20 protein-coding genes and 3 tRNA genes are annotated in these 19,317 nt (G+C 54.2%); 11 read left to right on the plus strand and 12 right to left on the minus strand.

Annotated features, from left to right (window positions below; all coding sequences use genetic code 11):
- Positions 1 to 341 precede the first annotated feature (341 nt).
- A complete protein-coding gene (locus IMQ56_RS07570; protein ID WP_017693227.1) occupies positions 342 to 1,685 on the plus strand; it encodes an anaerobic C4-dicarboxylate transporter in 1,344 nt (447 codons plus the stop codon).
- 80 nt (positions 1,686 to 1,765) lie between these two features.
- Here IMQ56_RS07570 and IMQ56_RS07575 read toward each other — a convergent pair whose 3' ends face one another.
- Entirely contained in the window at positions 1,766 to 2,017 is a 252-nt protein-coding gene (locus IMQ56_RS07575) for a DUF2766 family protein (RefSeq protein ID WP_003859683.1), read from the minus strand.
- A gap of 106 nt (positions 2,018 to 2,123) precedes the next feature.
- On the minus strand, positions 2,124 to 2,207 hold the full coding sequence (gene azuC / locus IMQ56_RS07580) for a stress response protein AzuC (RefSeq protein WP_003859682.1): 84 nt from the start codon (positions 2,205 to 2,207) through the stop codon (positions 2,124 to 2,126).
- A gap of 214 nt (positions 2,208 to 2,421) precedes the next feature.
- Between azuC and IMQ56_RS07585 the strand changes: the two genes are divergently transcribed.
- Positions 2,422 to 3,840: an MFS transporter gene (locus IMQ56_RS07585; protein ID WP_017384426.1), complete on the plus strand. Its 1,419-nt coding sequence runs from the start codon at positions 2,422 to 2,424 to the stop codon at positions 3,838 to 3,840.
- A gap of 42 nt (positions 3,841 to 3,882) precedes the next feature.
- Here IMQ56_RS07585 and IMQ56_RS07590 read toward each other — a convergent pair whose 3' ends face one another.
- Positions 3,883 to 4,521: an RpiB/LacA/LacB family sugar-phosphate isomerase gene (locus tag IMQ56_RS07590; RefSeq protein WP_003859680.1), complete on the minus strand. Its 639-nt coding sequence runs from the start codon at positions 4,519 to 4,521 to the stop codon at positions 3,883 to 3,885.
- Between the two features lie 245 nt (positions 4,522 to 4,766).
- Here IMQ56_RS07590 and yecR point away from each other — a divergent pair, with 245 nt between their 5' ends.
- Entirely contained in the window at positions 4,767 to 5,105 is a 339-nt protein-coding gene (gene yecR / locus IMQ56_RS07595; protein ID WP_015570249.1) for a YecR family lipoprotein, read from the plus strand.
- A gap of 200 nt (positions 5,106 to 5,305) precedes the next feature.
- Positions 5,306 to 5,803, plus strand: coding sequence for a non-heme ferritin (gene ftnA, locus IMQ56_RS07600; protein WP_003859676.1), 498 nt, complete (start codon positions 5,306 to 5,308; stop codon positions 5,801 to 5,803).
- A gap of 36 nt (positions 5,804 to 5,839) precedes the next feature.
- On the opposite strand, the gene IMQ56_RS07605 is transcribed toward ftnA, so the two are convergent.
- Entirely contained in the window at positions 5,840 to 6,076 is a 237-nt protein-coding gene (locus tag IMQ56_RS07605; protein WP_003859673.1) for a YecH family metal-binding protein, read from the minus strand.
- A 191-nt stretch (positions 6,077 to 6,267) separates the two neighbouring features.
- Here IMQ56_RS07605 and tyrP point away from each other — a divergent pair, with 191 nt between their 5' ends.
- A complete protein-coding gene (tyrP, locus tag IMQ56_RS07610) occupies positions 6,268 to 7,479 on the plus strand; it encodes a tyrosine transporter TyrP (RefSeq protein ID WP_180260736.1) in 1,212 nt (403 codons plus the stop codon).
- Positions 7,480 to 7,795: 316 nt separating this feature from the next.
- On the opposite strand, the gene IMQ56_RS07615 is transcribed toward tyrP, so the two are convergent.
- Positions 7,796 to 8,464 carry a YecA family protein gene (locus IMQ56_RS07615; RefSeq protein ID WP_003859671.1) on the minus strand — a complete coding sequence of 223 codons (669 nt, stop codon included), beginning with the start codon at positions 8,462 to 8,464 and terminating at the stop codon, positions 7,796 to 7,798.
- Between the two features lie 411 nt (positions 8,465 to 8,875).
- Here IMQ56_RS07615 and IMQ56_RS07620 point away from each other — a divergent pair, with 411 nt between their 5' ends.
- The 6 genes from IMQ56_RS07620 to IMQ56_RS07645 all read left to right on the plus strand — a co-directional run bounded on the left by IMQ56_RS07620 (position 8,876) and on the right by IMQ56_RS07645 (position 14,487).
- Positions 8,876 to 9,997, plus strand: coding sequence for a branched-chain amino acid ABC transporter substrate-binding protein (locus IMQ56_RS07620; RefSeq protein ID WP_196063780.1), 1,122 nt, complete (start codon positions 8,876 to 8,878; stop codon positions 9,995 to 9,997).
- Between the two features lie 68 nt (positions 9,998 to 10,065).
- A complete protein-coding gene (locus IMQ56_RS07625; RefSeq protein ID WP_003859667.1) occupies positions 10,066 to 10,980 on the plus strand; it encodes a branched-chain amino acid ABC transporter permease in 915 nt (304 codons plus the stop codon).
- Positions 10,981 to 10,991: 11 nt separating this feature from the next.
- Positions 10,992 to 12,266 carry a high-affinity branched-chain amino acid ABC transporter permease LivM gene (livM, locus tag IMQ56_RS07630; protein WP_015570245.1) on the plus strand — a complete coding sequence of 425 codons (1,275 nt, stop codon included), beginning with the start codon at positions 10,992 to 10,994 and terminating at the stop codon, positions 12,264 to 12,266.
- Entirely contained in the window at positions 12,263 to 13,138 is an 876-nt protein-coding gene (locus IMQ56_RS07635) for an ATP-binding cassette domain-containing protein (protein WP_015570244.1), read from the plus strand. The genes livM and IMQ56_RS07635 overlap by 4 nt, the downstream gene beginning before the upstream one ends.
- Entirely contained in the window at positions 13,135 to 13,851 is a 717-nt protein-coding gene (locus tag IMQ56_RS07640; RefSeq protein ID WP_032619512.1) for an ABC transporter ATP-binding protein, read from the plus strand. Before IMQ56_RS07635 ends, IMQ56_RS07640 begins: the two co-directional genes overlap by 4 nt.
- A 165-nt stretch (positions 13,852 to 14,016) precedes the next feature.
- Complete coding sequence (locus IMQ56_RS07645; RefSeq protein ID WP_196063781.1) at positions 14,017 to 14,487, plus strand: hypothetical protein; 471 nt, start codon at positions 14,017 to 14,019, stop codon at positions 14,485 to 14,487.
- Positions 14,488 to 14,492: 5 nt separating this feature from the next.
- Here IMQ56_RS07645 and IMQ56_RS07650 read toward each other — a convergent pair whose 3' ends face one another.
- From IMQ56_RS07650 to uvrY, 7 genes are all read right to left on the minus strand, one after another.
- Complete coding sequence (locus IMQ56_RS07650; RefSeq protein ID WP_017384433.1) at positions 14,493 to 15,419, minus strand: LysR substrate-binding domain-containing protein; 927 nt, start codon at positions 15,417 to 15,419, stop codon at positions 14,493 to 14,495.
- A 250-nt stretch (positions 15,420 to 15,669) separates the two neighbouring features.
- Positions 15,670 to 15,756, minus strand: a tRNA-Leu gene (locus tag IMQ56_RS07655).
- Positions 15,757 to 15,767: 11 nt separating this feature from the next.
- Positions 15,768 to 15,841: transfer RNA gene (locus IMQ56_RS07660), tRNA-Cys, on the minus strand.
- 51 nt (positions 15,842 to 15,892) lie between these two features.
- A tRNA-Gly gene (locus IMQ56_RS07665) sits at positions 15,893 to 15,968 on the minus strand.
- Between the two features lie 163 nt (positions 15,969 to 16,131).
- A complete protein-coding gene (gene pgsA, locus IMQ56_RS07670; protein ID WP_003859652.1) occupies positions 16,132 to 16,680 on the minus strand; it encodes a CDP-diacylglycerol--glycerol-3-phosphate 3-phosphatidyltransferase in 549 nt (182 codons plus the stop codon).
- A gap of 56 nt (positions 16,681 to 16,736) precedes the next feature.
- Positions 16,737 to 18,569: an excinuclease ABC subunit UvrC gene (gene uvrC, locus IMQ56_RS07675; RefSeq protein ID WP_017384477.1), complete on the minus strand. Its 1,833-nt coding sequence runs from the start codon at positions 18,567 to 18,569 to the stop codon at positions 16,737 to 16,739.
- On the minus strand, positions 18,566 to 19,222 hold the full coding sequence (gene uvrY / locus IMQ56_RS07680) for a UvrY/SirA/GacA family response regulator transcription factor (protein ID WP_017384478.1): 657 nt from the start codon (positions 19,220 to 19,222) through the stop codon (positions 18,566 to 18,568). Before uvrY ends, uvrC begins: the two co-directional genes overlap by 4 nt.
- Between the last annotated feature and the right edge of the window lie 95 nt (positions 19,223 to 19,317).

The following is a 19,317-nucleotide window of genomic DNA, read 5'->3' on the forward strand; positions in this document are numbered from 1 at the left end:
CGCGGTACCTTCGGCTTATTCCTTCCGGCTTATCGGGGACGGGCGGAGGTAACATCCCTGTAAAGCCCGCCCTCTCGGCGCATCCCTGCGCCTCGCCCCGGCCTACAGGAAACACCTCAGCGATTTACAGCCGGACCGAGGCATCGCTGAAAGCCTTCAGTTATTCTGAAGGCAACGTTATCGCTTTTGCTTTCAAATTACTGGGGATCCCTCAGTCCGTCAGGGAGTGGGTACCAACTCCCTGCTTTTGCTGACATTTAACAAATCAGATCTTGCTCCCAATGAATAACCATACATCGTGTAATGATTTGTTTAATTACATTCATTAACGAGGGAGCATCATGATCACCATTGAGTTTATTGTCATTATCCTCTGCCTGCTGATAGGCACCCGCTTCGGCGGGATGGGCCTGGGGCTGATAAGCGGCATCGGCCTGTTTGTTTTGAGTTTTGTCTTTGGTCTGCAACCCGGTAAACCGCCGGTTGACGTGATGCTCACGATCCTCGCCGTCATCGGCTGTGCGGCCACGCTACAGACCGCCGGTGGCCTGAATGTAATGATGCAGTTTGCAGAGCGCCTGCTGCGTAAACATCCCCAGCACATCACCCTTCTCGCACCGTTTACCACCTGGATGTTGACCTTCCTGTGCGGGACCGGGCACGTCGTCTACACCATGTTTCCCATTATCGCGGATATCGCCCTGAAAAAAGGCATACGCCCGGAACGGCCGATGGCGGTGGCCTCGGTGGCATCTCAGATGGCGATCACCGCCTCCCCCGTTTCCGTGGCCGTCGTTTCGCTGGTCTCGATTCTTGGTGCGCAGCACGGTATCGGCCACGCGTGGGGGATCCTTGAAATTCTTGCGGTCTCCGTACCGGCCTCACTGTCTGGCGTCGCCATTGCGGCACTGTGGAGCTTGCGTCGCGGGAAAAACCTCGCAGACGATCCTGAATTTCAGGAAAAGCTGAAAGATCCGAAACAGCGGGAGTTTATCTATGGAGGAACGGAGACGTTGATGGATCAACGTTTCCCGAAACAGGCCTACTGGTCCACGTGGATCTTCTTCGCCGGGATTGCCGTAGTGGTCCTGCTGGGTGCGCTGCCCGAGCTGCGTCCGGCGTTTGAGATCAAAGGCAAAATGACGGCCCTGTCGATGAACCTTGTCATTCAAATGATGATGCTGATCGCCGGGGCCATTATGCTGATGACCTGCAAGGTAAATGCGTCGGCCATTTCAAACGGGGCGGTATTTAAGGCGGGGATGGTCGCGATTTTCTCGGTGTTTGGCGTGGCGTGGATGAGCGATACCTTTTTTCAGGCGCATCTCGACGAGCTGAAAATGGCGCTGGAGGGGGTGGTGAAGAGTCATCCCTGGACGTATGCCATCGTGCTGTTCCTGGTATCAAAACTGGTCAACAGCCAGGCTGCGGCCTTGACCGCGGTCGCCCCGATGGGGTTGATGCTGGGCATCGATCCGAAAATGCTGGTGGCCTTCTTCCCGGCATCCTACGGCTACTTTGTGCTGCCCACCTATCCGAGCGATCTGGCCTGTATCGGGTTCGATCGCTCCGGCACCACCCGCATCGGTAAATTCATCATCAACCACAGCTTTATTCTGCCGGGGCTGATTGGCGTCAGCTGTGCCTGCGTGGTGAGCTATCTGCTGGTGCAGACGTTCTTCTGATCCTTCTGCGGGCGACAGGCTCTGTCGCCCTTCGACGTAAAAGCAGAAAAGAGTTTCTAATTTTAAAACATCGGTTTATTTTAGTGAGACTCACCCTGCGGTGTGAATCGGAGTTCAATCAGCGCAATCGCTTTCTGGATCGCGCGGAGCGTAACCGGGTCCGCCGCAGCAGGATGGTTGGTGAAATCGATGTTTTTCAGTTGGGTCGACATCTTTTCGCGTACCTCAACCGGCGCGATAACGTCAATCACATCAAGGATTTGTTTGATAACCAGCTGGCAGGCGACGACGTCAGATACCAGTTCCTGATCGGCGCTCAGGTTTTGTGACATGGGGTTCTCCTTATTCAAAGGCCGCCATAGTAGCAAAACAGACGCCCTTCCATCTCCCTCTCGTCGTCCGCAGACATAAAAAAACCTGCCGAAGCAGGTTTTTTTATCAGAACATCGCGCCCGGTGGGACGTCTTTAAACGTTGTGCAGTAGTTTGCCCACATGCTTTTCAGGATTTTGCGCAGTTTCATTATGTTGCTCCAGTAACGTGTTATGCAGGTGTTATTGTCAATACGCTTATAATATGACCACCATCACAAAAATCAACCATTTTGTGACCTGCGTCACGGTTATTAAACCCTCAGTGCTGCTGGTTTGTTAAAAAAAGCCATGATAAATCCGCACGTTACAGGCTTATAAATTCCAGTAAATGTTTATAAAATTTTTTGAGCGGGCAGGAAGAGAATGAGTGAAAACGTATCCGGCAAAGAGAGCCGTGGATTATCGCCTGCGGCGCTGCTGGTGGCCGGTGCTTTCTTTATGGAGTTTCTGGATGGGACGGTGATCGCCACCGCGTTGCCGGATATGGCAAAAAGCTTCGGCGACCAGGCGGTGGATCTGAATATCGGCATCAGCGCCTATCTGATCACCCTGGCCGTACTGATCCCCGCCAGCGGCTGGATCGCCGACCGCTTCGGCGCGCGAAAAGTGTTTGCCCTCGCGCTGGCGATCTTCACGCTGGCCTCGGTATTTTGCGGCCTGTCCACCACGCTCGATCAGTTCGTTGCGATGCGCGTCCTCCAGGGCATGGGTGGCGCGCTGATGGTGCCCGTAGGTCGCCTGGCCGTGCTACGCACCACGCCAAAACATCAGCTCATCACGGCAATCGCCACCCTGACGTGGCCTGCGCTGGTCGCGCCGATCATCGGCCCGCCGCTGGGTGGGTTCATTACCAGCTATGCCGACTGGCGCTGGATCTTCTTTATTAACGTGCCGCTGGGGATAATCGCCATTTTGCTGGCACTGCGCATCATTCCAGACCTGCATGAAGATACGCGCCGACCGTTTGATTTACCGGGTTTTGTTGTCACCACCCTTGCCATGGTGAGCCTGGTTTATGCGATGGAGTTGATGGGCGCAGAGCCTCTGCGAACAGGATTAACCGCCACGCTGTTTATCGTCGGTGTCGTCGCCTTAAGCCTGGCGCTGCGTCACTTTAAGCGGGCAACCTGGCCGATGATCAGGCTCGATGCGATGCAGGTGCCGACGTTTCGCGTCACCCTGTACGGCGGATCGCTGTTTCGCGCCTCCATCAGCGCGGTTCCGTTCCTGTTACCGCTGATGTTCCAGGTCGGCTTTGGCATGGACGCGTTCCATTCTGGCCTGCTGGTGCTGGCGGTTTTCGTTGGCAATCTCACCATTAAACCGGCGACGACGCCGCTGATCCGCAGCCTGGGGTTTAAGCGGCTGTTGCTGATTAACGGTGCGTTGAATGTCCTGGCGTTGCTGGCCTGCGCGTTTCTTACGCCGCAGACGCCCGCGTGGCTCATCATGCTGATCCTTTATCTGGGCGGCGTTTTCCGTTCGATTCAGTTTACAGCCATCAGTACGTTGGCTTTTGCGGATGTGCCATCGGCGCAGATGAGCTATGCCAATACTCTGTTTTCAACCGCAACGCAGCTTGCCGTGGGGCTTGGGATCACGCTCGGGGCGATTGGTATTCGTATCGGGGAAAAAGTCAGTGAGGCGATGGGGATTGCCGGTATGCCGGGAATGAGCTTCCGGCTGGCATTTGTGGCAATCGCGCTGATCTGCCTGGTGGGAATGGTTGACACGCTGCGGCTGACTAAAGATGCGGGCAGCGCGGTCTCATCGAAAAAGTAACGCTATCTGCCGGGCAGGCAACGCACCGCCCGGCAAAGTAAATCAGCCAACAATACCGCGCACGAAGGCTTCAATCTCTTTGTCCTGGCAGTTCTCGAAGAAGCACTGCTGGAAGCGCTGGCCTGATACGGCGGTTTTAACCAGCTCAGGATCGATTGCTCGCAGGGTATCCAGATAGTTTTCTTTCACCACCGCCGCTTTCACCTGGTTCAGGATCCCGGCGTTACGCACCTGCGGCTCTTTACGCTCTGGTGGATAGCCTTCGCCATTGCGTCCGGTAAAGGCTTTCTCAAAGATAAAGCGTACGTTCAGTTCTGCCCCCCAGCCGAAGCCCTTCGCAAACGGCAGAGAAAGCGCGTTACCGTTGTTGATTTGCGCAAACAGGAAAGCATCCGCAGGATCGATGCAGTAACCGCAAATCACACCCGGATGGATGTTCAGGGACATCAGCGCGCCCTGCCCGGTACCGCAGCCGGTAACAACAAAATCAACGGCTTTAGCGTTAAGCAGAATGCTCGCCATGATGCCCAGGTGAATATAGGTGAGATGATGATCGTTCTCATCACTCATACCGACGTTATAGACCGGAAAACCTTTCTCATCAGCAACGGCTTTCAGCTCATTAAGGATGATGGGATTCTTAGCGGCCTGGCTGTTTTCCATCATCAGTGCAATTTTCATCTTGTCTCTCCTGAATGCATGGCGGGCGATCCCGCTGTGGATACCTTTTCAACTTAACCTTACTATCAAACAAACGCACTTTCAAATTAAGTGAAAACTTGTTTTAAAAAACAAAGATGCGCTCACAATTTCGCGCGGTGGCCCGGCTCGTTGCACAGTGAGAGGGCAGATCCTCCGGCTATTCCAGCCATTGCGTACCATCGCGTTGGTTACAATGGCGTATTTCCCGTCACGCAGAGTGAACCATGAAACGTGTAATCATAGCCGGAACGATCCTGTTGCTCGCCGGGTGCAGTATCAACCGTCAGGCAGAAGTCAGCAGTACGGATGCCCCAAACGGAATTGTGCGCCTCGACTATGGCCAGGCCATGCTGCAAAACGCCTGGTCTGATGAGTATGTTAATAACGGTACGGCAACCAAAGCCTGTCAACATATGGGCTACGCCACTGCGTCAGCCTACGGGCAGCCAATTAAAACCTGCACCCTGATCAGCGGTTCACTCTGTCTGAACGAAAGTGTGACCATTCAGTATAAATGTCAGGGATATGCTGTTACCTCTTCCAGCCAGAATCCGTGGTATTAACCGCTACTGCCAGTCACGCTGGCAGTTTATTTAACAAGAACTAAAACAATTCTCATTAATAAATATAAATGACGGCAATGCGTTTTATTCCCATTCGTATTTTTAATAAATAAATATTTATTTTACTTTTTGCAAATAATTAAATAACAAATTATAGTGTCGCTCATCGTGAACCAGAATTAATAAACCGGAGCTGCACCATGTTAAAAACTGAAATGATCGACAAGCTCAATGCGCAAATGAATCTTGAGCTTTTTTCTTCCCTGCTTTATCAGCAGATGAGCGCCTGGTGCAGCTATCACAGCTTTGAAGGGGCGGCCGCCTTCCTGCGTCGTCATGCCCAGGAAGAGATGACGCACATGCAGCGTCTGTTTGATTACCTGACGGACACCGGCAGCCTGCCGCGCATTGATAACGTGGCATCGCCTTTTGCCGAATACGGCTCTCTTGATGAACTGTTCCGCGCCACCTATGAGCATGAACAGCTGATCACCCAGAAAATTAATGAACTGGCTCATGCCGCCATGACCAGCCAAGATTATCCAACCTTTAATTTCCTTCAGTGGTATGTGGCTGAACAGCACGAAGAAGAGAAGCTGTTTAAATCCGTGCTGGATAAATTATCTCTGGCAGGTAAATCCGGGGAAGGTCTGTACTTCATTGATAAAGAGCTGTCGACGCTCGATACCCAGAATTAACAGAAAAGCGGTGCTGAGTTTTCAGCACCGCATTATTTAATGGCGGCAGATTTTACTTTCGTGAGTGGAAAATCCGTCTGCTGCTGGAATGAATTTTCCGCGCGCCGCCAGAAACGCCACCAGCTCCGCGGCCGTCATCTCCGAAGCTGAACAGGTATGGAAACGCGCCGCTTCGCCAAAGCGGGCATGTATCGCCTCAACCAGACTCTCCTCCGTATAGCGCTCACCTGACTCAATCATCATATTCAGCACGTCGTGTCCGTGAATTGACATGGTTACCTCTCGCAAATAAAAAGCAGACTAAACGTTCCCTCTACGGCACGCTTTGCGCTGGCGCAGGTTACCCTTTTCTTTTTGTAAATTAATTATTACACCCTATGTAACGGTGATTTGACGAGATGGTGCTTTTCCCTTACTCTGCGCCGCAGAATGAGTCGCGGTATGGAAGCGTTGTAGAGGAAAGCGTGAAGAACAGAACTCTGGGAAGTATTTTTATCGTCGCCGGAACGACAATTGGCGCAGGAATGTTGGCCATGCCGTTGGCTGCCGCCGGCGTCGGGTTTGGGGTTACCGTAGTGCTGCTGGGCGGTCTGTGGGCCCTGATGTGTTACACCGCGCTATTATTGCTGGAGGTTTATCAGCATGTCCCTGCCGATACTGGCTTAGGCTCCCTGGCTGCACGCTATCTTGGACGCTACGGGCAGTGGATCACCGGTTTCAGCATGATGTTCCTGATGTACGCCCTGACTGCCGCTTACATCAGCGGCGCCGGGGAGCTGATTGCGTCAAGTATCAATGACGGCTTCGGTGCGTCACTTTCACCGGAAACAGGCGCCATTGTCTTTACGCTGATCGGTGGCGGCGTGGTTTGTGCGGGCACATCGCTGGTCGATCTGTTTAACCGTTTTTTGTTCAGCGCCAAAATTCTCTTCCTGATTGTGATGCTGGTGCTGCTGGCACCGCATGTTCACAAGATTAACCTGCTCTCCCTCCCGCTGGAGAAAGGTCTGGCGCTTTCGGCCATCCCGGTTATTTTCACCTCCTTCGGTTTTCACGGCAGCGTGCCGAGCATCGTGAGCTATATGAACGGTGATATTCGCAAGCTGCGCCGCGTCTTTGTTATCGGCAGCGCCATTCCGTTGATTGCTTACCTGTTCTGGCAGCTGGTGACGCTGGGCAGTATTGATTCCAATACCTTCATCGGACTGATGGCAGAGCATTCTGGTCTGAATGGATTCCTGGTTGCCCTGCGTAACGTGGTGGCCTCTTCACACGTGGAGCTGGCGGTACATCTGTTTGCAGACCTGGCGCTGGCAACCTCCTTCCTCGGCGTGGCGCTTGGCCTGTTTGACTATATGGCGGATCTGTTCCAGCGTCGCAATACCGTTGCCGGACGCTTGCAGACGGGGGCGATGACCTTCCTGCCGCCGCTGGCCTTCGCGCTCTTTTACCCGCGCGGGTTTGTGATGGCGCTGGGGTATGCTGGCGTGGCGTTATCGGTACTGGCCCTGCTGCTGCCTTCCCTGCTGGCGTGGAAGAGCCGCCAGCAACATCCGCAGCAGGGGTATCGCGTAGCGGGCGGTACGCCAATGCTGTGCGTGGTGTTTGGTTGTGGGGTGGTGATTATTCTGGTGCAGATTTTGATTGCAGCGGGGATGCTGCCGGAAGTGGGATAACTTATTTATACAGGTCCTGAGGTACTGTTCCGTTCACCTTAAGATCAACAGAATATAATTTTTTCACAGCATGTGAACGGGATAAGGGGGCCGCCGCGGCCCCCTTATCAATCCCCGCGGCCCCGCGGAAAATCGGTGCTTCGCACTGCGCTCACCTCCCGACCATCTGCCTGCGGTCGGCTCAACTCGACATCCTGTCTCGATTCGCCTCTGGCCGCCATCCATGGCGTCCAGCCCTTGTCATCTGGTCTCCGGTTCGCCGATTTTAGCGGGGACTCAACACCCGTGCCCCATTCAGGCCACAGTAATTAATGATTTAATGCAGGCAGCAGCTTTTAAACTTCTTCCCACTCCCGCACGGGCACGGATCGTTACGCCCCACCTTCGACCCGTTCACGATCGGCTTTTTCGCTTCCGGCTGCTGCGGGTTAGCCACCCAGTAGTTATACAAACGCAGCGCCGCAGGCTGAATGCTTTCGATGCTGGCCATGTACTCCTCTTCGGTCAGCGCATCCAGCTTCTCGCTGTTCTCTTCCGTCCCGTGCAGGGCAATCACCGCCAGGTCCGCTTCCAGCGCTTCCGGCAGGGATGACCAGTCCGTCAGCGCCACGCCGCGCATGTAGCCATAGCACCACTCTTCCACCACGGTATAGCTCTGACCGTCAACGTCGTTATAGCCAAACAGCGGTTCAAACTGATCCGGGTATTCGCTCAAACGCTCGGCAATATCGTTCATGTGCTTAAAGCAGAGATCGATAAAACGGTTCATCTCACGATCGTTTTTCCAGCGCGGAATATATTTCTCACCACCCCAGACCGCCACCAGCCAGGTGTCGGGCTCCACCACAACGGGACCGGAAAGTACTGCGGTAAGCATGCCGTCCAGTTCGGACACGTCAATCACGGATGCATCGTCGTGACCGTAAGAGATTAATGTCTCTTCCAGCCACGCCATCTCGCTTTCATTTAATGGGCCTTCAGCCATTGCTGATACTCCTGATAAAAAAAACGATCCTGACATATATCGCCGCGCGTGCCTATCTGAAGTTTAGGTCTTTATTGCTGCAAAAACGTGCAAATCGTGACCGTTGCACAACTTATGGGCTTTGTTGTTAAGGAGATGTGATCTCCGCTGTAAATTCATCTCCTCCCGCAAAGGCGCATAAAACGGCGCTCTATACTCAACGTGTTGTGACCCGGTCAAGGGATTAACCATTCTGGCAACCTTTTTGCTTAATGTTCTGCGCGCTTCGCGGTGCGTGGGATCCTCGCCGTATTAAGCATGAGATTGCTTCTAAAGTGCATTTTGTTCTCGCTCTTGTTTTTGGATTTACGATGCCATCAGGCGTTCGGGTTTATACCTGGTGCAAAAACCTCTTTGCTAAGGAACATAATAATGTCGCTGAAATTTACCAAAACTCCCCTCTCCCTGGTGCTGGCCGGTTGTCTGGTGACGGCCTTTTCCGCGCAGGCTGATATCGTCATCGGCGTGGCCGGGCCGTTCACAGGCCCGAACGCAACCTACGGCGATCAATACTGGCATGGCGCTACGCAGGCGGCGGAAGACATTAACGCCGCCGGCGGGATCAACGGTGAGAAAATCAAACTGGTTCAGGGCGACGACGCCTGCGAGCCCAAACAGGCCGTCGCCGTTGCCAACCGCTTAGTCGATCAGGATAAGGTGAAAGCGGTCGTCGGCCACTTCTGCTCCTCGTCGACCATGCCCGCCTCCGAGGTCTACAGCGATGCCGGGATCCTCTCCATCACCCCCTGCTCGACGAACCCGCTTATTACCGAACGTGGCATGAGCGATATATTTCGCATGTGCGGACGTGACGACCAGCAGGGCCAGGTCGCCAGCGATTTCATTCTTGATAAGCTGAAAGCCAAACGGGTGGTCATCATCCACGATAAAGACACCTACGGTCAGGGACTGGCGGACGCCACTAAGGCGGCGCTGGCGAAACGCGGCGTGAAGGAGGTGATGTACGAAGGGTTATCCCGCGGGGAGAAAGACTTTAACGCGCTGGTGACCAAAATCGGCGCACAAAAACCGGACGTGGTGTTCTTCGGAGGCTGTCACCCGGAAGCGGGCCCGCTGGTTCGCCAGATGCGTGAACAGGGCGTGCAGGCGAAGTTCTTCTCGGGAGACTGTATCGTCAATGAAGAGATGGTCACCGCCGCCGGTGGGGCGCAATACACCAACGGTATTTACATGACCTTCGGTAAAGATCCGCGCCTGATCCCGGACGGAAAAGCCGTCATCGAGAAATTCCGCACCGGTAAATTTGAACCTGAAGGATACACCCTCTACGCCTACGCGTCTGTGCAGGCTATCGCGGCGGCATTCAAGGCCACGAAAGGGACGGATTCCGCAAAAGCCAGCGAGTGGCTGAAGGCCAACCCTGTCGACACGGTGATGGGTAAAAAAGCCTGGGACAGCAAAGGTGACCTCAAAGTCTCTGACTACGTGGTCTATCAGTGGGATGACAAAGGCAAATATAAAGAAGTGCCATAACGGGACGGAATCTGCTCAGCGCCGGCAGGTCTGACTGTCGGCGTAACCCTTTATTCAGGTGCGCGACCATGAGTACATTCTTCCTGCAACAATTAATTAATGGCTTAACGCTGGGTTCGGTCTACGGTCTTATCGCCATCGGCTACACCATGGTGTACGGCATCATCGGTATGATCAATTTCGCCCACGGCGAAGTGTATATGATCTCCGCCTATCTCTCGGCCATTGGCCTGGCCCTGCTGGCGTTTTTTGGACTCCACTCCTTTCCGCTGCTGATCCTGGGGACGCTGGTTTTCACCATCGTGGTCACCGGCGTTTATGGCTGGACGATTGAGCGCATCGCCTATAAGCCGCTACGCAACTCGACGCGTCTGGCGCCGCTGATTTCGGCCATCGGGATGTCGTTGATACTGCAAAACTACGTCCAGCTCAGCCAGGGCCCGCGCCAGCAGGGCGTGCCCACCATGCTTGATGGCGTGCTGCGTTTTCACCTCGGCGAAGGGTTTGTCCAGATAACCTATACCAAAGTCTTTATTCTCATCGCCTCGTTCGCGGGCATGCTGGTGCTGACCTGGATTATCAACCGTACCCGCTTAGGACGCATGTGCCGTGCGGTACAGCAGGATCGTAAGATGGCCTCCATCCTGGGTATCAACACCGACAGAATTATTTCGCTGGTGTTTGTTATCGGCGCAGCCATGGCCGGGCTGGCGGGCGTGCTAATCACCATGAATTACGGCACCTTTGATTTTTACGTCGGGTTTGTTATCGGCATCAAGGCCTTTACGGCGGCGGTGCTGGGCGGCATCGGCTCTCTGCCCGGTGCGATGCTTGGCGGGCTGATTCTGGGCGTCGCAGAAGCGCAATTCTCCGGGATGGTGAACTCGGATTATAAAGACGTGTTCTCGTTTGGATTGCTGGTCTTAATTCTGATCTTTCGTCCTCAGGGGCTGCTGGGCCGCCCCGTCGTGGCTAAAGTGTAAGGAACAACGCGATGACCTCTGACGGTTTTTCCCTGAAGCGCTGCATTCTGGACTCGATTTTTTCCGGAATGATCGCCCTGATTATTTTCGGCCCGATTGCGGGCGTGATACTGGATGGTTACAGCTTTACCTTTGACGGCCAGCGGCTGGCGTGGATTGTAGGCACGGTGATGGTGGGACGCTTTTTACTGAGCGCCTTTTCAGCTACGGCGGCCGGAAGACGTTTACAGGCACGGTTTGAATCCGACAATGCGGGGGTGTATGTCCGGCCGCCGGCGTATAAAAGCCGCATGCGCTGGATCATTCCGCTGATTGTCACGCTGGCGATCTGCTTCCCGTTTGTGGCCACTAAATACGTTCTGACGGTTGCCATTCTCGGACTGATCTACGTCCTGCTCGGTCTTGGGCTGAACATTGTTGTTGGCCTGGCAGGGCTGCTGGATCTGGGTTATGTCGCCTTCTATGCCATCGGCGCTTACGGGCTGGCGCTCGGGTATCAGTATCTGGGGCTTGGGTTCTGGAGCATGCTGCCGCTGGCGGCGCTAATGGCCGCGGGCGCGGGCGCCCTGCTCGGCTTTCCGGTGCTGCGCATGCACGGGGATTATCTCGCCATCGTCACGCTCGGGTTTGGCGAGATCATCCGCCTGGTGCTGAACAACTGGCTCACCTTCACCGGCGGGCCTAACGGCGTTTCAGCCCCTGCCCCGACCTTTTTTGGCCTGGAGTTTGGCCGACGCGCCAAAGAAGGCGGCGTCCCCTTCCACGAGTTCTTCGGCCTGACCTATAACCCCAACTTGAAGTTTATCTTCATCTATGCGGTGCTGTTCCTGGTAGTCATGCTGGTGCTGTACATTAAACACCGGCTGACCCGAATGCCCATTGGACGGGCGTGGGAAGCGCTCCGTGAGGATGAGATTGCCTGCCGTTCAATGGGGCTAAATCACGTTCTGGTCAAACTCTCGGCCTTCACCCTGGGCGCATCGACGGCAGGTATCGCCGGGGTGTTTTTTGCCACCTACCAGGGGTTTGTTAACCCGACCTCTTTCACCTTTTTTGAATCGGCCCTGATCCTCGCCATTGTGGTCCTGGGCGGGATGGGCTCCACCGTCGGCGTCGTACTGGCCGCCTTTGTGCTGACCGTCACGCCGGAACTGCTGCGCAGCTTTGCGGAATATCGCGTGCTGCTGTTTGGCATGCTGATGGTGGTGATGATGATCTGGCGTCCTCGCGGTCTGATCCGCATCAACCGCAGCGGATTTGCCGTGCGTAAAGGAGTGGCGCCATGAACGCAACGATTTTACGTGTAGAACATCTGATGATGCACTTCGGCGGGATCAAGGCCTTAAACGACGTCAATCTTGAGGTGCAGCGCGGCTCCATTACCGCACTCATTGGGCCTAACGGCGCGGGAAAAACGACCGTCTTTAACTGCCTGACCGGTTTCTACCGGGCCTCCGGCGGCAACATTCTGTTCAATGCACGAAATAAAACCACCAATGTCATTCAGGTGCTCGGCCAGAAATTCCAGCCGGGCGACTGGCTCAACCCGGCGCAGCTTGGTCAACGCCTGTTCTATAAGATGTTTGGCGGCACGCATCTGGTGAACCGCGCGGGTCTTGCGCGCACGTTTCAGAACATCCGCCTGTTCCGCGAGATGTCCGTTGTGGAAAACCTGCTGGTGGCACAGCACATGCGCGTCAACCGCAATCTGCTGGCGGGGGTGCTGAACACCCCTGCGTATCGTCGCTCAGAGAACGATGCGCTGGACCGGGCGTTTTACTGGCTGGAGGTGGTGGATCTGGTGGATTGCGCGAACCGTCTGGCCGGGGAAATGTCCTATGGCCAGCAACGACGCCTCGAAATCGCCCGCGCCATGTGTACCGGCCCGGAGATGATTTGTCTCGATGAACCTGCTGCCGGCCTGAACCCGGTGGAAACGCACAAGCTGAGTGAGATCATCCGGTTCCTGCGCGACCACCATGACATCACGGTTTTGCTGATCGAGCATGATATGGGGATGGTGATGGGCATTTCAGATGACATCATTGTGCTCGATCATGGCGATGTGATTGCCAGAGGTAAACCGGCTGAAATCCAGCACAATGAAAAAGTGATTGCCGCGTATCTGGGCACCGACGAAAGCGAGGTAAATCTGTGAGCGAACCGATGCTTCAGTTTCAGGATGTGGATGTTTTCTACGGGGTGATCCAGGCGTTGAAGCAGGTTTCGCTTGAGGTTAACAAACGGGAAACTGTGGCCCTGATTGGCGCTAACGGCGCGGGGAAGTCAACATTACTGATGTCTGTCTTTGGTCAGCCCCGGATCCGCAACGGGCAGATCCTCTTCTGCGGCGAGGATATCAGCCACAAATCCACCCACTATGTTGCCACCGGTGGCATCGCGCAGGCACCTGAGGGACGACGCATTTTCCCGGATATGTCTGTAGAAGAGAACCTGCTGATGGGGACAATCCCCGTCGGCAATCAGCATGCAGCGGAAGATATGCAAAGCATGTTCGACCTCTTCCCCCGCCTCAAGGAGCGACGTAACCAGCGGGCGATGACGCTCTCCGGCGGTGAACAGCAGATGCTGGCTATCGCCCGCGCGCTGATGAGCCGTCCTAAACTTCTGCTGCTGGATGAACCCAGCCTCGGCCTCGCGCCAATCGTGGTTAAACAGATTTTCCAGACGCTGCGCGAACTGGCCCGTAACGGAATGACGATTTTTCTGGTCGAGCAGAATGCGCACCACGCGCTGAAGTTGTCCGACCGCGGCTATGTGATGGTTAACGGGCAGATTCGGTTAAGCGGCAGCGGCGAGGCGTTGCTGAAGGATCCGGAGGTGAGAAAGGCGTATCTGGGTGGCGTGTGAAACGAAAAGGCTATAGTGAGAAAAACTCACAGTGATTGCGATTATTAATCGTTTTTCAAAAACGTACGCCTTCCAATATTATCCTCTCGACCTACCCGGACGGTGGGCCAATTAAAACATTCAGGCGCAAACTGAATAGTCATAATGTGAGGAACCGGGGCAAACATGACACTTGATGCTTTATTTCAGTTAATGAAAATTATATCGCCATCTGAAACCCCATCAGGTGGCGATTTAGCGAATTTTATGACCATGCTTATCTCCACCAAAAATCATTCTGACGCCCTGTTACCGTTTTCGCAGCGCGCGTATATGCTTTCAGTTGCCTATCGCGATCCCCAAAAAGCAGCTGCGTTGCTTTCATCCTGTCAGCCCGAAGCAGGCAACTCTCTCCCGCTGCTCAACTTCTCTGGCTGGCCGGACGTGCGTTACGCCACTTCTGGTGAATTACAGACGCCGGAGTCTGAGGACTATTTTCACAAGATTTCGTCTGCCGCCACGCTATTACGCGCGGCAATTATTGACGCTGAACAGCAGAAAAACACGCCAGCATTTTATATTCTGGATAAGGTGCTCAACCTGAACAGCGCTTTGCCAGAACGTTATAAAAAGATGGCAAATATATCTTATTCATAACGGTATTAATAAATCCGACTGTCATCGTATGCCAGATAATCGATATCCAGCGCCGGAACGACCGGGGTATGGTTTTGCAGCCAGGCCAGAAGATGCTGAATGCTCTCTCTTTTGAGTGAATTTTTTGGCCAGACGAGGTAGTAGCCATCCCCCGTCGCGATAGCTTCCCTGAAAGGCAGGCCCAGCAGGCCACTTTTCAGGGCATCAAGCGTGAGATGCAGGTCGGCGATAGCGATGCCGTGCCCGTTCATCGCGGCAATACTTCCCTGTTCAAGGGTATCGAACACCATACCGCTGCTCATATCGAGCCCCGGGAACAATCCTGTTCTTCGCAGCCAGCGCCGCCAGTCACGTCTGTCCGGTGAAGGATGGATCAGATCGCATTGCGGAAGCCGCTGCCGGGCCGGTTCGATAAGCGATGGAGTACAAACCGGGATAAGCCATTCATGAAATAGCAGTTGGCTTTCCGTTGTGTCACCAAAACGCCCATTGCCGAGAAGAATGGCGCAATCGTAGGGCTCAAGATTGAAATCAACGGTGTCAATGTCCATCCAGACGCTGGCAATCTCAACCTGTGGTTTTGCATGGTTGTTGCGAAAAGATCGCAGCACGTCGAGAAGCCATCTCATGGTCAGGGTGCTGGGCGCTTTTAACCGCAGCAGGTGGTTTTCACTGCGAAATACCCGGCAGGCCCATTCAATGCTCGTGAAGCTTTCGTTCAGCTGCCCGGCAAGCACTCGCCCGGCTTCAGTGACCTCCACGCGAGGACCTTGCCTTTTGAAAAGCTCGCAGTCGAACCACAGTTCAAGGGTACGAACATGTCTGCTGACCGCGCCCGGCGTAATATTGAGCGTTTCAGCGGCTTTACTGAAGGAGTTCAACCGCGCAGCAACTTCAAACGCACGCAGTGCATACAATGGCGGTAAAGACATAGCGTCCCTTAAATGAGGTGATGGCATGGGGAATCAGGATCGCAAACCTGCAAATCTTCACACTGCAAATCGCGCCCGCTACACGATAGCATAATGGGTATCTGTTTAATTCCGTTGAAAAGGATCGTTGTTTTATTACGTGAGAGTCAGAAATGAAGGTTGTTGATTAGCAGAATGACAGGCACAAAAAAACCACCTTTCGGTGGTTTCACGACACTGCTTATTGCTTTGATTATTCTGCTTTTTCCCATGGTAGCCGGAGTGGGACTTGAACCCACACAGCGCGAACGCCGAGGGATTTTAAATCCCTTGTGTCTACCGATTCCACCATCCGGCCAGGGAAGAAAGTGGAGGCGCGTTCCGGAGTCGAACCGGACTAGACGGATTTGCAATCCGCTACATAACCGCTTTGCTAACGCGCCTTAAATCTGTTGTCTTTCGACCTGCACCCGCAAGCTGCCGATGCATTAATCTGGAGCGGGAAACGAGACTCGAACTCGCGACCCCGACCTTGGCAAGGTCGTGCTCTACCAACTGAGCTATTCCCGCATGTCATCAAGTAACTATTTAACTACTTCCTAACCACTTGATTTCATTGTCGTCCGGCTAACTGTGCCGCCGTTCGATGCGTTGCATTCTACTGATATGACGTTTTGAGTCAACGTTATTTTTTGCATCTCAGGATCGTTTGCTGAAAATTAAGCCGAAACGATCACTGTTCAAGCAAATCACCGCGCGCAGCGTTCAAATATTGCAGCATTGACCACAGCGTCAGCACCGCCGCAACCCACAGCAGACCAATGCCGGCCCACTCTACCCAGGCATTCGGACGCCACAGCATCCATACCAGCGCCGCCATCTGTGCGGTGGTTTTAACTTTACCGATCCAGGACACCGCCACGCTGCTGCGTTTACCCAGCTCCGCCATCCACTCGCGCAGGGCAGAGATAATAATCTCACGGCCAATCATGGTCGCGGCAGGCAGCGTTACCCACCAGGTATGATAATGTTCCGCCACCAGCACCATCGCGATTGCCACCATCACCTTATCCGCAACCGGATCGAGGAACGCGCCAAAGCGGGTACTCTGGTTCCAGCGACGCGCCAGATAACCGTCAAACCAGTCCGTCACGGCAGCAATCAGGAAAATAAGCGCACAGGCAAAAGGCGCCCAGACGACCGGCAGGTAAAATGCCAGGACGAAGAACGGAATGAGCACAACGCGAAAGAGAGTGAGCAACGTAGGGATATTAAATCGCATGATGACGGTAACTGTCTGTTGTCAGTAAAATTTAGCTCTATGTTGCTACAGAGCCCTCAATGTTTCAACGAGTAGTAGATCTTTTCTGCCAGCCCTTGCGAAATACCCGGCACTTTTGCAATTTCTTCCATACTGGCGTTGAGTAATCCTTGCAATCCGCCCATATACTTCAACAGCATCTGGCGACGTTTTGGCCCGACGCCTTCAATCGTCTCAAGGGTACTGGTATTTTTCACTTTTGCCCGTTTTTTACGGTGCCCACTGATGGCGTGATCGTGCGACTCATCGCGGATATGCTGGATCACGTGCAGCGCAGGGGAATCCGGCGGCAGGCTAAAGCCCTCGCCTTCCGGCTCAAAGAACAGCGTTTCCAGGCCAGCCTTACGATCTGCCCCTTTCGCTACCCCTAGCAGCAGCGGATGGTTCTTATCCCACTCCACATCGAGCGATTCAAATACCGCCTTCGCCTGCCCCAACTGCCCTTTCCCGCCGTCGATAAGGATAACGTCCGGGATTTTGCTCTCTTCAATCGCTTTACCATAGCGACGGCGCAGCACCTGGTTCATGGCGGCATAATCGTCACCGGGCGTAATGCCGGTGATGTTATAGCGACGATACTCTGCCCGCAGCGGACCGTTGGCATCAAAGACCACACACGACGCCACGGTCTGCTCCCCCATCGTATGGCTGATGTCGAAGCATTCCATGCGTTTCACTTCCGGCAGCTTAAGCAGCGTAGCAAGCGCGGTTAAACGCTGGCTGACGGTCGACTGCTGGGACAGTTTGGTGGTCAGCGCCGTGGCGGCATTGGTTCGCGCCAGCTTCAGATAACGCGCGCGATCGCCGCGCGGTTTCGTCTGAACATTCACCCGGCGGCCTGCCAGCTCTGAAAGCGACTCCGCCAGCAGGGTTTTATCATCGAGCGTGAAGTCGAGCAGGATCTCCGAGGGCAGCGTACGCATCTGGCTGCCCTGCAAATAAAACTGGCCGACGAAGGTCTCCACCACTTCACCCAGCTCAGTGCCGCCCGGCACTTTCGGGAAGTAGCTGCGGCTGCCGAGCACTTTGCCCTGACGAATAAAAAGCACATGAACGCAGGCCAGACCGGCGTCAAAGGCTACGCCGATAACATCGAGGTCGTCGCCCGTATTGGAAACAAACTGCTTCTCGGTCACCCTGCGCACCGCCTGAATCTGGTCGCGGATGCGTGCGGCCTCCTCAAATTCCAGCGCCGCGCTGGCTTTTTCCATACGGGCAATCAGTTGCGTCAGCACCTGATCGTCTTTCCCGGCTAAAAACAGGCGGACATATTCCACCTGCTGCGCGTACTCTTCTTCGCTCACCAGCCCTTCAACGCACGGCCCCAGGCAGCGGCCAATCTGATATTGCAGGCATGGCCGGGAGCGGTTGCGATAAACGCTATTTTCGCACTGGCGAACAGGAAAGATTTTTTGCAAAAGCGCCAGCGTTTCCCGCACGGCATAACCGTTCGGGAACGGGCCGAAATATTCACCTTTCGCATGCTTAGCGCCACGATGCATCGCCAGCCGCGGGTGCGTGTCGCCGCTCAGGAAGATAAACGGATAGGATTTGTCATCGCGCAGCAGAACGTTGTAGCGCGGCTGATACAACTTAATGTAGTTGTGCTCAAGGAGCAGCGCTTCCGTTTCCGTATGCGTTACGGTGACATCAATGTTATGTATAAGTGCGACCAGCGCTTCGGTTTTACGGGAGGCAAGGTTGCTGCGGAAATAGCTGGAAAGGCGTTTCTTCAGATCTTTCGCCTTACCGACATAGATAACCGTACCGCCAGCATCGTACATACGGTAGACGCCTGGCTGACTGGTGACGGTTTTCAGAAATGCTTTTGAATCGAACGCTTCACTCACTGACTTATTAACGACTCCGCATTGCACAAACCATGGCGAATGGCCAGGTGAGTCAGTTCGACATCACCGTGAATGTTCAGTTTACTGAACATTCGATAGCGATAGCTGTTGACCGTTTTCGGGCTGAGATTCAGTTGCTCTGAGATCTCATTCACCTTCTGACCTTTAGTGATCATCAGCATAATCTGCAATTCGCGCTCAGACAAACTGGCAAACGGAGATTCCGTTTTTTCCGGTTCAATCTGACTCAGAGCCATCTGTTGAGCAATATCAGAAGCGATGTAGCGCTGCCCGGCGTGTACGGTGCGGATCGCATTGACGACTTCCTGCGGCGCGGCGCCTTTACTGAGATACCCGGCAGCACCCGCCTGCATAACCCTGGCAGGCAGCGGATTTTCGGTATGGACGGTCAGCATGATAACTTTGGTATCAACGAACATGCGCGCGATTTTGCGCGTGGCTTCAAGCCCGCCAATACCGGGCATGTTCATATCCATCAGCACCACGTCTGCGGAGTTAGCGCGACACCATTTAACGGCATCTTCGCCACAGCACGCCTCGCCGGCAACTTTAATACCCTTTATATCTTCAAGAATGCGTCGTATCCCTGCGCGCACCAGTTCGTGGTCATCAACAAGAAGGACGTTGATCAAAGGAAATGTCTCCAGAATAGGGATAACGCTACTGACTGCTAATTGGGTTTATATTAACGGTTTTCCATGCAAGTTTAAAACGCTAAAAAATCGGC

Origin of the sequence: Enterobacter sp. Res13-Sevr-PEC09-46 (assembly GCF_015672585.1) — a bacterium.
GTDB lineage: Bacteria > Pseudomonadota > Gammaproteobacteria > Enterobacterales > Enterobacteriaceae > Enterobacter > Enterobacter hormaechei_C.